The following is a 13,302-nucleotide window of genomic DNA, read 5'->3' as shown; positions in this document are numbered from 1 at the left end:
CCATTCCTAACATCATGATGCACTATCAAACTAGTCTATTCATCGATGTAAATTTTTTTCTCGACTTTCACCAAGAAAGGAAACCGAAGTTACCAAATAATGGGGTGGCTAACGAGACTTGAACTCGCGACAACCGGAATCACAATCCGGGGCTCTACCAACTGAGCTATAGCCACCACTAAGTTTGCCAATTTGCTACTTATTTACATAAGCATCCGGATGGCGCGCCCGAAAGGATTCGAACCTTCGACCTTTGGCTCCGGAGGCCAACGCTCTATCCAGCTGAGCTACGGGCGCATGCCCTATCGGCGGAGTGGAATAATACGGAGTTCACACTAGGGCGTCTAGTACTTTTTTAACTTTTTTTATCGTTTGACGCCTTTTTCATCAGATAACCATTATTACCGCTATAATCAGGATGTGACTCACCCCTTGAAGATCGCAACTTGTTGTTTATTGCAACAACTTATCGGGATATAATCACCCAATATTTACATTGATTTAACAGCTTTTATGGTTTTTAAATCAGCCACACTCTAAGTATAAATAATATAGGTAAGCGTGCACTTACCTTTGGAATGTAAAGTGAGTTTTATGGATATGTCTCGACGAATTATAAGCGTATTGTTCGCAGCTTTAACCTTTTCTAGTGTCGCATTAGCAAGCACTCAAGCAGAATACGATGCTATTGCTGAGCGCATTAAACCGGTGGGTAATGTGTACTTAGCGGGTAGTGAACCCGTTGTCGCAGTACCAAGCGGTCCTCGTGATGGCGCGCAAGTCTACGGGACATTTTGTATCGCTTGCCACTCAACAGGCATCAGTGGCGCACCCAAAACTGGTAATGCCGAAGAGTGGGCTCCACGTATCGCTCAAGGTAATGATGTATTGAAAAACCACGCAATACAAGGCTTCAATGCTATGCCAGCCAAAGGAACCTGTATGGATTGCTCTGACGATGAAATCGTTGCAGCCATTGAGCATATGATTGCCGGCCTGTAATACATAAGTTCCTATAAGCATTAGTTCCTATAAACATTAATTCCTATAAAATAAAGGCTTGGTTTTTATTCCAAGCCTTCAATTTTATTTGCTTTTAAGCACTATTTCTTAAACATGGCAGCACGCAAGTTAGCAATGTGGCTCTGTCCTTTCGCCATTCGCTCTTCTTGGCTTACTGGCTTTTTACTCTGTTCCCACTCGACATCATCAAAGGATAATTCATCCAAAAAGCGACTTTGTGTGGGTTTAAGCAGTTCCCCGTATTGACGGCGCTCTTTACACATAGTGAAAGTCAGTTCTCGCTGCGCGCGAGTTATCCCGACATACATCAAACGACGTTCTTCTTCGACATTGTCCTCATCGATACTGGTTTGATGAGGAAGAATACCTTCTTCAGTGCCAATCAAATAAACGTAAGGAAACTCAAGGCCTTTCGATGCATGCAGTGTCATCAACTGAACGGCATCACTCTCATCCTCTTCTTCACTTCGCTCCATCATGTCGCGTAGGGTTAAGCGCTGTACAACCTCTTTGAGCGATTTTTCTTGTTGGTCATAGTTGTCACCTTCAAGGTCGGCCACAATCCAAGAATAGAGATCAGAGACGTTTTTCATTCGCATTTCCGCCGCTTTGGGGCTGGCTGAAGTTTCATACAGCCAATCTTCATAATGGATATCGCGAACTAGCGAACGCACTGCTTCAACGGTATTGCCTCGTTCAGCTTGATCTGAGATAACCACCAACCATTGCGTAAACTGACGCAAATTGTCGAGCCCTCTTCCAGACAAATGATGCTCTAAGCCAAGTTCAAAACTGGCCGAAAACAAGCTTTTGCCACGCATATTGGCGTAACTACCCAATTTCTCTAACGTGACTGGACCAATTTCTCGTTTTGGTGTATTTACAATGCGTAAAAAAGCATTGTCATCGTCAGGGTTCACCAACACTTTGAGGTAAGCCATGATGTCTTTAATTTCGGCTCTGGCAAAAAATGACGTACCACCGGATAACTTATAAGGCACGCGGTTTTGCAACAGCGACTTTTCAATTAAGCGTGACTGATGATTACCGCGGTACAATATCGCGTAATCACGATACTCGGTTCGATTGAGAAATTTATGCGCAATCAGTTCACCAGTGACCCGCTCCGCTTCATGATCTTCATTTTTCGCCAGCAGAACTTTGAGTTTTTCACCCTCAGGGATCTCAGAAAAAAGCGTTTTCTCATACACGTGCGGGTTGTTGGCAATCAGAATATTGGCCGCTCTCAAAATGCGGCTAGTTGAACGGTAGTTCTGCTCAAGCTTAATCAGTTTAAGATTTGGGTAATCTTGCCCCAGCAACACGAGGTTTTGCGGTTTCGCCCCTCGCCAAGAGTAGATGGATTGATCATCATCACCCACCACAGTTAAACGGCCACGCTCTCCAACCAACAGTTTCACTAACTCATATTGACTGGTATTGGTATCTTGATATTCATCCACCAGCAAGTAGCGAATGCGGTTTTGCCAACGCTGACGAACTTCGGCGTTGTTTTGCAATAACAGCACCGGCATTAAAATAAGATCATCAAAATCGAGTGCGTTATACGCTTTCATTTGCTTTTGATAAAGGTCGAAACAGTGAGCAAATAGCTGTTGTTGTTCACCTTGAGCAAAACCTTTCGCTTGCTCTGGTGTCAACATGTTGTTCTTCCAGTTGGAGATGGTACTGAGCAATTGGCGCAGCAGATCTTTATCGCCCTCAAGCTGTTTCTCTGTCAACTCTTTGAGCAGCGCAAGCTGGTCTTGGTCGTCAAACAGAGAGAAGCCCGCTTTCAAGCCCAAAAATTGATATTCCCGACGGATAATATTGAGGCCTAAAGTATGGAATGTCGAAACGAGCAGCCCTTTTGACTCAGCTTTCCCAAGCGTTTGTGCTACCCGCGCCTTCATTTCTCGAGCGGCTTTGTTAGTAAATGTAACGGCAGCAATGTTGCGCGCTTTATAATCACACTGTTGAACCAAGTAAGCGATCTTGTTGGTAATTACGCGCGTTTTACCCGAGCCAGCTCCCGCCAATACTAGACATGGGCCTGATACATATTTGACGGCTTCGTCTTGTCTTGGATTCAGCTTCATGAGGTACTCGTATCACTTTTATTTGGGCCGTCTATGATAATGCCGCGCTTTACCGATTACTACGTCATTCACCATAAGATTTTTGTCATTTTACTACACTAGTGTATTGCATAAGGGGCTATAGTTTGGTCTATAATGAATGAACGTTCATTCATTGTGAGATGTCAGCATGTCTAACTGTATTCACGTGGATAAGTACCAACAGATATTGGTGGCCGCTGAAAAGCTGATTGCTGAATCTGGATTTCAAGGCTTATCGATGCACAAATTAGCCAAAGAAGCCGGTGTCGCAACAGGAACGATTTACCGTTACTTTGATGATAAAGATCATCTTCTCGTGACCGTTCGCTTGCACGTTTGTCAGCATATTGCTGATGCGGTACAAGCCAATATTGATGATGAGATGCCTTTGAAAGAACGCTTTAACGCAATGTGGCTCAATATCTGGGAGTTAGCACAATCAAGCAGTGCAATACTCAGTAATCGAGTTCAATATGAATCATTACCAACAACAATCAATTGCAATGTTAAGGAACTTGAGCGAAAAATGTTTGCCCAAGTGGATTTGCTATTTGATCAAGGTAAAGAGCAAGGGTTATTCAAACCGTTGGATAACCAGATTTTATCTGCTTTAAGCTTCGAAACAACGGTCGCCCTTGCCCGTAAAAAAGCGATGGAATGTTATCAACTGGATGACAGCGCACTCAGTGCTGTGATTGACGCCAGTTGGGATGCAATTACTCAACACTAACTTGGAGTTCTGACTAGAATGAAAAAGTGGACATTCTTTATGTTACTTATCGCCTTCCTACTGTTTGGTAGCGTGATAGGTTTTAATCTGTTTAAACAACAAAAAATTGCCGAATTTATGGCTAATCGTCCTGAACCTGAGTTCCCAGTGACCGTGACGGATGTTGCTCCAGTTGATTGGATTCCAGTGATTGAAGTGATTGGTTTTATTGAACCCAATCAAGGCGTAACACTAACATCTGAAACCAGCGGCGTGATCGATAAGATTTCATTTGAATCAGGGACACAAGTTGAAGAAGACCAACCTTTAGTTTTACTTGATTCAGCAGTTGAGAAAGCGAATTTAAAAAGCTCACAAGCTCGCCTACCAGCGGCAAAAGCGAAATACGAGCGCTATAAGGGTCTATTTGCTAAAGGATCAATTTCAAAAGAAGCTTATGACGAAGCCGAAGCAAACTACTACTCTTTATCTGCCGAGATTGAAAGTTTAAAAGCCTCGATTGATCGCCGTGAAATCAAAGCTCCCTTTGCTGGTGTGGTGGGTATCCGTAATGTGTATTTAGGCCAATACCTACAACCAGGCACCGATATTGTTCGCTTGGAAGATACCAGCGTAATGCGTCTGCGCTTTACGGTTCCACAAACGGATATTTCTCGTATTTCATTAGGCCAGCAAGTGGATATTTTTATCGATGCTTACCCTAATGCTGCGTTTACAGGATCCATTACGGCGATTGAGCCTGCCGTTAGCGTTCAAAGTGGTTTAATCCAAGTGCAAGCTGATATCCCAAATAGTGACGGTAAACTGCGCAGTGGTATGTTTGCTCGTGCCAACATAATCCTGCCGAAATTAGAAAACCAAGTCACGCTTCCTCAGACCGCCATTACCTTCACCTTGTATGGTGATAATGTTTATGTGTTGAAAGATGAAGATGGTGGTACGCGAGTAGAGCAGCGCGTTGTGAAAGTAGGTGAACGCAAAGGAGCTATTGCACATATTTTAGAAGGTGTACAAGATGGCGACATCGTTGTCACTTCAGGCCAAGTGCGCTTAAGTAACCATTCGAAAGTTCGGGTTGTCGAAAGTAATGCAACGACCCCACCCGCTGAAACACCTATGCTGTAATTGGAGGAATCATGCGCTTTACTGATGTTTTTATAAAACGTCCAGTGCTCGCGGTATCGATCAGCTTTTTGATAGCTCTGCTTGGTTTGCAAGCTATTTTCAAAATGCAAGTTCGTGAATACCCTGAAATGACGAATACCGTTATTACAGTGAGTACAGGCTATTACGGTGCAAGTGCCGACTTAATCCAAGGTTTTATCACTCAGCCTTTAGAACAAGCGGTCGCACAAGCCGACAATATTGATTATATGACTTCCTCTTCGGTATTGGGTAACTCCACAATTACCGTAACGATGAAGCTCAATACTGATCCTAATGCTGCACTTTCAGATGTGTTAGCAAAAACCAACTCAGTACGCTCACAGCTTCCTAAAGAGGCTGAAGATCCGACAGTGACCATGTCTACTGGCTCAACGACTTCAGTATTGTATATTGGCTTTACTAGTGATGAACTCAGCTCAAGCCAAATTACAGACTATCTAGAGCGTGTATTTAACCCTCAAATATTCACCGTCAACGGCGTCTCAAAAATTGACTTGTTTGGTGGCATGAAATACGCCCTTCGCATTTGGCTTGACCCAGCAAAAATGGCAGGACTACAGCTCACTGCAGGCGATGTGATGAACGTGCTGAATGCCAACAACTATCAATCAGCAACAGGACAAGCCACTGGCGAATTCGTGCTGTATAACGGTAGTGCCGATACGCAAGTATCAAATGTCGATGAGCTGAAAAACCTGGTGGTTAAAACGGGCGACGGCAATGTCATTCGACTAGGTGATATTGCAAACGTCACGCTAGAAAAAAGCCATGATATTTACCGCGCAAGTGCAAACGGCCAGGAGGCGGTTGTAGCGGCCATCAACGCAGCGCCTAGCGCAAACCCAATCAACATTGCTCAAGATGTGTTGGATCAGTTACCACAGTTAAAGCGTAATCTACCAAGTAACATCGAAATGAACGTGATGTATGACTCCACGGTGGCGATCAATGAATCGATCCACGAGGTCATAAAAACCATCGCTGAAGCCGCCTTGATCGTACTTGTCGTCATTACTCTATTCCTAGGCTCTTTACGTGCCGTTATCATCCCGATTGTCACCATTCCACTATCATTAATTGGTGTTGCTATGGTAATGCAGGGAATGGGCTTCTCATGGAATTTGATGACGCTGCTAGCGATGGTATTGGCTATCGGCCTTGTGGTGGATGATGCGATCGTTGTACTAGAAAACGTTGACCGCCACATTAAGCTGGGTGAATCACCGTTTCGCGCCGCGATTATTGGTACTCGTGAAATCGCCGTTCCGGTAATTGCGATGACGCTGACACTGGGCGCCGTTTATGCACCGATAGCGATGATGGGTGGCATAACAGGCTCACTCTTTAAAGAGTTTGCACTCACGCTGGCTGGTGCTGTATTTGTTTCAGGTATTGTTGCCCTGACACTTTCACCCATGATGTGTTCTAAAATGCTTAAAGCGCACGAAGAACCCAACAAGTTTGAACAAAAAGTGCATGGATTGCTTGATTCAATGAGTAACCGCTACGCGAAATTACTCGAGAAAGTAATGCAGCACCGTCCTGTCGTGATTGCCTTTGCGGTGATCGTGTTTGCCAGCCTGCCTATGCTGTTCAAATTCATTCCAAGTGAGCTTGCCCCTTCTGAAGATAAAGGCGTGGTCATGTTAATTGGTACAGGTTCTTCGAATGCGAACTTGGACTACTTACAAAACACCATGAATGACGTGAATACGATTCTGTCTGAGCAACCAGAAGTTCAGTTTGCTCAGGTATTTACTGGTGTTCCAAACTCCAACCAAGCGTTTGGTATTGCCTCGATGGTGCCTTGGAGTGAACGCCAGGCAAGCCAAGCTGAAGTTGCCACTCGAGTCGGCACCTTAGTGCAAGATATTCCAGGCATGGCCGTGACGGCCTTCCAAATGCCTGAACTTCCCGGCGCAGGCTCTGGATTGCCAATTCAATTTGTCATCACTACACCCAATAGCTTTGAAAGTTTGTTTGCTATTGCCACTGAAGTGCTAACAGAAGTAAAAGCAAGCCCGATGTTTGTGTACTCTGATTTAGACCTCAATTACGATTCTGCGACGATGAAAATCAATATCGACAAAGATAAAGCTGGGGCTTATGGCATCACGATGCAGGATATTGGCACGACATTAGGAACCATGATGGCGGATGGCTATGTCAACCGCATCGATCTCAATGGCCGTTCTTATGAAGTGATCCCGCAGGTTGAACGCAAATATCGCCTCAACCCTGAATCGATGAATCACTACTTTGTGCGTGCCGTTGACGGAAAAATGATCTCATTAGGGAGCCTAATTACCATTGATGTAATTGCCGAGCCGCGCTCACTGCCACACTTTAACCAGCTAAACTCAGCAACGGTCGGAAGTGTACCAAGCCCGGGTGTTGCGATGGGTGATGCTATTACGTGGTTTGAGAATGTTGCCGAGACTAAACTGCCTGCAGGCTACAACCACGATTATATGGGTGAAGCACGTCAATACGTGACTGAGGGAAGCGCGCTCTACGCGACCTTTGGTTTAGCACTCGCGATCATCTTCTTGGTACTGGCGATTCAGTTTGAATCGCTCAGAGACCCGTTGGTTATCATGGTGTCTGTTCCTCTCGCCATTTGCGGAGCATTAATTGCACTGGCTTGGGGCGCTGCAACCATGAACATCTACTCGCAAGTAGGGTTGATTACACTGGTTGGTCTTATCACCAAGCACGGTATTCTTATTTGTGAAGTAGCGAAAGAAGAGCAGCTACACCATAATAAGTCTCGCATCGAAGCGGTGATGGAGGCAGCCAAAGTACGTCTTCGCCCAATTCTAATGACGACAGCGGCGATGATTGCAGGTTTGATCCCGTTGATGTACGCAACGGGGGCAGGTGCAGCTCAGCGCTTTAGTATTGGTATTGTGATTGTGGCAGGTCTTGCGATTGGTACACTATTTACGCTATTCGTACTGCCTGTGATTTACAGCTACCTAGCCGAAAAACATAAGCCACTGCCTGTGTTTGTTGAGGATAAAGACCTCGAAAAGCTAGCCAGAGTTGACGAGGCCAAAGCAGCACAACGCCGACTCGCTGAAAATAAATAACACAATATAATTAGGACTGCTTCAAAAAAGGCCACCTCAGTGGCCTTTTTCTTACCTTGAATAACGACATTCTCAGCTCAATTGCTTAGAATGGAGACAAACTGACAGGAGTGTAAGCCGCTATGTTTGACCCTAAAAAACTTGAGCAAATTGCCAAACAAATTCACGATTCAATGCCTCAACCCGTCAAAGATTTGGGTGCCGACGTTGATCAAAAAATCCGCCAAGTGATCCAAGGCCAATTAAATAAATTGGACGTGGTGAGCCGTGAAGAATTTGATGTGCAGACTCAAGTATTGATGCGTACTCGCCAAAAGCTCACTGAAATGGAGCAAAAATTGGCCGAGCTAGAAGCGAAAATCACCGCCAAATAATATTGTCCGGTTGAGATAAAAATTTCCCAATAAAAAAGGCTTGGTCAACGGCGACCAAGCCTTTTGTTTTATATTGTGTTTGCTTTTGTATTTATTCTCTCCAGTCAGTCTGGAGCTTTACGTCATCATTCTCGTCATTGAAAAGGGGCGAACTCTCGGCCCCTTCTTAGCTGAAGGTTAATTAGCCCTTAGCCACCGACGGCGATGCGTTTCATATCCGTCATGTAACCGCGCAACTCTTCACCGATGAACTCAACCGGATGGTTACGAAGAATTTCGTTCACTTCAATCAAGGTCGCGTTATCAACGAAATTCGAGCTTTCACCAAGGCCTTTACCAATCACATCAGTAGATACTTTTGGCATGAACTTTTCGCGCAGTAACGGTGTTGCGACGTTGGCAAACAGGTAATTGCCATACTCTGCCGTATCAGAAATAACCACGTTCATTTCATACAAACGCTTACGTGCTACTGTGTTGGCAATCAGTGGCAGCTCATGCAGAGATTCATAGTAAGCTGACTCTTCAACAATACCGGAAGCCGTCATAGCTTCAAATGCCAGCTCAACCCCAGCGCGAACCATGGCAATCATCAAAATACCTTTGTCGAAGTACTCTTGCTCAGTGATCTGTACGTCAGACTGTGGGTAATTTTCAAACGCAGTTTCACCGGTTTCAGCACGCCAACCCAGTAAATCAGCATCATCGTTGGCCCAGTCAGCCATCATAGTGCTAGAGAAATGACCAGAAATAATGTCATCCATGTGTTTGTTGTACAGTGGACGCATCAAGTCTTTAAGCTCTTCAGATAACTCAAACGCTTTGATTTTTGCTGGGTTTGATAGGCGATCCATCATGTGAGTGATGCCACCAAATTTCAGCGCTTCAGTTACCGTTTCCCAACCGTATTGCAGTAGTTTACCTGCGTAACCTGGGTCAATACCTTCTGCTACCATCTTCTCATAGCACACAATCGAACCCGCTTGTAGCATGCCGCACAAGATGGTTTGCTCGCCCATAAGGTCCGATTTTACTTCGGCAACGAAAGAGGACTCCAAACAGCCAGCACGATGACCGCCCGTTCCCGCCGCCCAAGCTTTTGCGATATCCCAACCTTCACCTTGAGGGTCATTTTCTGGGTGAACAGCAAGCAAAGTCGGCACGCCGAAACCACGCTTATACTCTTCACGCACTTCGGTTCCCGGGCACTTAGGCGCCACCATCACAACCGTGATGTCTTTACGGATCTGCATCCCTTCTTCAACCACGTTGAAACCGTGAGAATACCCCAATGCTGCACCTTTTTTCATCAGCGGCATGATGGTTTCGACAACATTGCTGTGCTGTTTATCTGGCGTTAGGTTAATGACCAAGTCTGCTTGAGGGATGAGCGTTTCATAGCTACCCACTTCAAAACCATTCTCTTTAGCATTTTTATAGGACTGACGCTGTTCGTCGATCGCCGCTTGACGCAATGCATAAGAGACATCAAGGCCAGAGTATCGTAAATTCAGACCTTGGTTTAAACCTTGTGCACCACAACCGACAATCACCACTTTCTTACCTTTGAGGTACTCAGCTTCGCTTTCAAACTCAGAGCGATCCATAAAGCGGCAACGACCAAGTTGGTCAAGTTGTTGGCGTAGATTTAGGGTATTGAAATAGTTAGCCATGTTAGCGCTCTCCTTTAAAGATTCTTTCCATCAGGTCGGTTTCTAGAACCGAATAAACTGATACTAAAGCAGACATCACGTTGCTTAAAGTGATATATTCACAATTAGTTATTGCAATTTATGCAATGTGACGTGGTTAACTTATGAACATTAAAAACCTGCAGATGTTTATCCATCTGTGTGAGAGTAAAAACTTCAGTAAGACCGCGGCGGTGATGCACATCAGCCCATCCGCGCTCAGCCGGCAGATCCAGAAGCTGGAAGAAGAAACCAGCCAAAGCTTATTTGTGCGTGATAATCGTAGCGTTGAGCTAACGCCAGCAGGCAGCAAACTGGTTCCTGTTGCACTCAAAATCATTACAGAGTGGCAGCAATATCACGTACAAATGAAAAACCAAAACAGCGTATTACAAGGGGAAATTCGTTTATTTTGCTCAGTCACCGCCAGCTACAGCCACCTGCCTCAGTTACTGTCCGATTTTCGAGTTCGCCATCCGTATATTGAGTTCAAACTCTTGACTGGCGATCCTGCTCAAGCGATTGATAAGATTTTGAATGATGAAGCGGATATTGCCATTTCAGCCATGCCCGAACAGCTACCAGCCCGCGTTGAGTTTGAAACGATTGGTGAAATACCCTTATCGGTGATCGCGCCGCTCGGGATCAGTAGCTTTATCGAACAACTGCAAAATGACACACCCGATTGGTCAGTTATCCCTTTTATTGTTCCTGAAGCAGGGACGGCAAGAGATAGAGCCAATGCCTGGTTTAAAAAAATGAAGATTAAACCCAATATTTACGCGCAGAGTTCAGGGCATGAAGCGATTGTCAGCATGGTCGCGCTCGGTTGCGGTATCGGCATTGCGCCGGATGTAGTGATCCACAATAGCCCGGTGAGAGATAAGATCCAGCGCCTTAAATTAGCGCCCGTGAAACCATTTCAGCTCGGTGTGTGCTGCAAACGCTCACAGCTTGATAACCCATTAATCAAAGCATTGTGGGATGTTGCAGCGAATAAATACCTGACGCCATAACTCATCCCTCTTTTCAAAAGAAAAAGCCACTGACGAGCAGTGGCTTTATTATCCATGGTAAGCGCGTTAAATTACCCGCGAAAATTGTTGCTGACGAGCACGAACACGCAGGTATTTATCAAAGCACATGCAGATATTGCGAATCAACAACCGCCCGCGCAAAGTAACGCGGATCGCTTTTTCATCGACTTCCACTAACTCATCATCAATAAAAGTTTGTAGCAATTCAAGATCTTGCTTGAAGTAGTGATTAAACGTCACGTTAAACTGTGCTTCAATTTGGCTTTTATCCAGTTTGAAATTGCAGATAAGCTGCTTGATCACTTCGCGACGAAGTAAGTCATCACTATCCAGTGCCACCCCTTTCCAGAGTGCATGACGTAACTCATTAACTTGCTCATAGTATTTTTTCAGCTCTTTTTGGTTCTGCGCATACGCATCCCCAATCATTGAAATGGCTGAGACACCAAAGCCAACCAAGTCGCAGTTACCTTGCGTGGTATAACCTTGAAAGTTGCGATGTAAAACACCTTCACGCTGCGCGACGGCCAACTCATCATTGGGCAGAGCAAAATGGTCCATGCCAATGAACTGATAACCAGCACCTGTTAAGGTCGCGATCGTGTCTTGTAAGATGGCCAGTTTTTCTTCCGCCGTAGGGAGATCTTCATCTTTAATCTTACGCTGCGCAGCAAACAGCTGCGGCATGTGCGCGTAGTTAAATACCGACAATCGACCCGGTTTCATCTCCAACACTTGCGCTAATGTTTTCGCAAAAGAGCCTTTAGTCTGCTTAGGCAAGCCATATATGAGATCAAGGTTGGTTGAGCGAAAACCCAGTTGTTTAGCTCGTTCTACCATAGCAAAAATAAAGGTTTCATCTTGCTCGCGGTTCACCAGCTTTTGCACTTCTTTGTTGAAATCTTGTACGCCGATGCTCAGGCGGTTAAATCCTTCGCTGCGCAGGTGATCAAGCATCTCTAACTTAATTTCACGCGGATCAACTTCAATACTGATTTCTGCGTCATCTTCAAAGCGGAACTCACCACGCAAAATGGCCATTAAACGGCTAATTTGCAATTGAGTTAAAAATGTGGGAGTGCCGCCACCGAAATGCAGTTGTGTGACTGTACGGCTATGCAGCAAAGAGGCTCGTTGGCGAATCTCATGTTCGAGCACATCCAAATAGTCGTCGGCTTTATGCGAATGACGGGTAATCACCTTATTACAACCACAGTAGTAACAAAGTTTGTGACAAAACGGGATATGAATATAAAGCGAAAGTGGCCTGTCAGGGTATTGGGCACACGCCATATCATAATCGGCAATAGTAAATGCTTCATGGAATTCAAGTGCTGTAGGATAAGAGGTATAACGCGGGCCTGAATAGTTATACTTATCTAAAACAGCTTGATCCCACACGATCTGTTGGCTGGGTACGACTTGCGAAGACATGCTGTGCTTTCCGTTCGAAACTTTGACGGGCTATTTTGCCACATGACCATGATGGACGTCGGGTGACAAAACGAAATTTGTGTATAAATGTTCTAAACTGCTAACGCGATCACTCACTCGAAAGAGGCAGTCGAGCCATTACATCATTTGAATCGGAATTTGACTATTCAAAGGGGCAATGCGTTTTTGCAGAACTTTTAACTCTTCAACAATCGCATCCATTAAACGGGCCTCCGCCTTTTGGCGCACTAAGTTATGCTTCATTCGCTCTTGTTTAGCGAGTTGGCTGAGCTCTTCGCCACGCGGCATATCCTTCACTATATAATAAAGTTCGGAAATAGCGGGATACGAACTATCAAAGTCGATTCTCTGTTCGCCTTGAACATAATCCATAATGCAGTAGACACGGATGCTGATCTCGGAGAGATCACATTGGCCTTGAATCCCAGCCATGCAAAGCGTATTTACGCTATCAAAAATATTTGCATTGCGTTTTTCAATGGCCAATGTTTGATGTTGCAGCTGCAAATCCTTTTGCTTTTTCAGTTGCAGCAGAAGGTAACCAGCGTAAGACGCTAAGCCGAGAATAATGATTCCACCAGCAATGGCTAACAAGGTTACATTCATGGCACTT

The 13,302-nt window shown here is 45.0% G+C and carries 10 protein-coding genes and 2 tRNA genes; 6 read left to right on the top strand and 6 right to left on the bottom strand.

Features of this window, described 5'->3' with window-relative positions:
* Positions 1–100: 100 nt before the first annotated feature.
* Together VOR_RS0111540 and VOR_RS0111535 are read right to left on the bottom strand one after the other, a co-directional pair.
* Positions 101–176 (bottom strand) — tRNA-His (locus tag VOR_RS0111540).
* Between the two features lie 44 nt (positions 177–220).
* Positions 221–297, bottom strand: a tRNA-Arg gene (locus VOR_RS0111535).
* A gap of 297 nt (positions 298–594) precedes the next feature.
* On the opposite strand from VOR_RS0111535, the gene VOR_RS0111530 reads away from it, so the two are divergent.
* Positions 595–1,002, top strand: a complete 408-nt coding sequence (locus VOR_RS0111530; protein ID WP_010319860.1) for a c-type cytochrome — start codon at positions 595–597, stop codon at positions 1,000–1,002.
* A 101-nt stretch (positions 1,003–1,103) separates the two neighbouring features.
* Here VOR_RS0111530 and rep read toward each other — a convergent pair whose 3' ends face one another.
* The gene (gene rep / locus VOR_RS0111525) at positions 1,104–3,122 is read right to left on the bottom strand and encodes a DNA helicase Rep (protein WP_010319859.1); all 2,019 of its coding nucleotides are present in this window, start codon (positions 3,120–3,122) and stop codon (positions 1,104–1,106) included.
* Between the two features lie 169 nt (positions 3,123–3,291).
* On the opposite strand from rep, the gene VOR_RS0111520 reads away from it, so the two are divergent.
* The 4 genes from VOR_RS0111520 to ubiK all read left to right on the top strand — a co-directional run bounded on the left by VOR_RS0111520 (position 3,292) and on the right by ubiK (position 8,506).
* Positions 3,292–3,873 carry a TetR/AcrR family transcriptional regulator gene (locus tag VOR_RS0111520; protein ID WP_010319858.1) on the top strand — a complete coding sequence of 194 codons (582 nt, stop codon included), beginning with the start codon at positions 3,292–3,294 and terminating at the stop codon, positions 3,871–3,873.
* An 18-nt stretch (positions 3,874–3,891) separates the two neighbouring features.
* Positions 3,892–4,998 carry an efflux RND transporter periplasmic adaptor subunit gene (locus VOR_RS0111515; protein WP_010319857.1) on the top strand — a complete coding sequence of 369 codons (1,107 nt, stop codon included), beginning with the start codon at positions 3,892–3,894 and terminating at the stop codon, positions 4,996–4,998.
* Between the two features lie 11 nt (positions 4,999–5,009).
* The gene (locus tag VOR_RS0111510; RefSeq protein ID WP_010319856.1) at positions 5,010–8,132 is read left to right on the top strand and encodes a multidrug efflux RND transporter permease subunit; all 3,123 of its coding nucleotides are present in this window, start codon (positions 5,010–5,012) and stop codon (positions 8,130–8,132) included.
* 122 nt (positions 8,133–8,254) lie between these two features.
* A complete protein-coding gene (ubiK, locus tag VOR_RS0111505; RefSeq protein ID WP_010319855.1) occupies positions 8,255–8,506 on the top strand; it encodes a ubiquinone biosynthesis accessory factor UbiK in 252 nt (83 codons plus the stop codon).
* Between the two features lie 188 nt (positions 8,507–8,694).
* Here ubiK and ilvC read toward each other — a convergent pair whose 3' ends face one another.
* Entirely contained in the window at positions 8,695–10,179 is a 1,485-nt protein-coding gene (ilvC, locus tag VOR_RS0111500; RefSeq protein WP_010319854.1) for a ketol-acid reductoisomerase, read from the bottom strand.
* A 143-nt stretch (positions 10,180–10,322) separates the two neighbouring features.
* Between ilvC and ilvY the strand changes: the two genes are divergently transcribed.
* Positions 10,323–11,213, top strand: a complete 891-nt coding sequence (gene ilvY / locus VOR_RS0111495) for an HTH-type transcriptional activator IlvY (protein WP_010319853.1) — start codon at positions 10,323–10,325, stop codon at positions 11,211–11,213.
* A gap of 66 nt (positions 11,214–11,279) precedes the next feature.
* Here the strand turns inward: ilvY and hemN are convergent, their stop codons facing one another.
* A complete protein-coding gene (hemN, locus tag VOR_RS0111490; protein WP_010319852.1) occupies positions 11,280–12,668 on the bottom strand; it encodes an oxygen-independent coproporphyrinogen III oxidase in 1,389 nt (462 codons plus the stop codon).
* 138 nt (positions 12,669–12,806) lie between these two features.
* On the bottom strand, positions 12,807–13,295 hold the full coding sequence (locus VOR_RS0111485) for a DUF2489 domain-containing protein (RefSeq protein WP_010319851.1): 489 nt from the start codon (positions 13,293–13,295) through the stop codon (positions 12,807–12,809).
* Positions 13,296–13,302 lie beyond the last annotated feature (7 nt).

Source organism: Vibrio ordalii ATCC 33509 (assembly GCA_000257205.1).
Lineage (GTDB): Bacteria > Pseudomonadota > Gammaproteobacteria > Enterobacterales > Vibrionaceae > Vibrio > Vibrio ordalii.
Note: the sequence above shows the minus strand (reverse complement) of the source record. Positions and strands in the feature narration are given on the sequence as shown.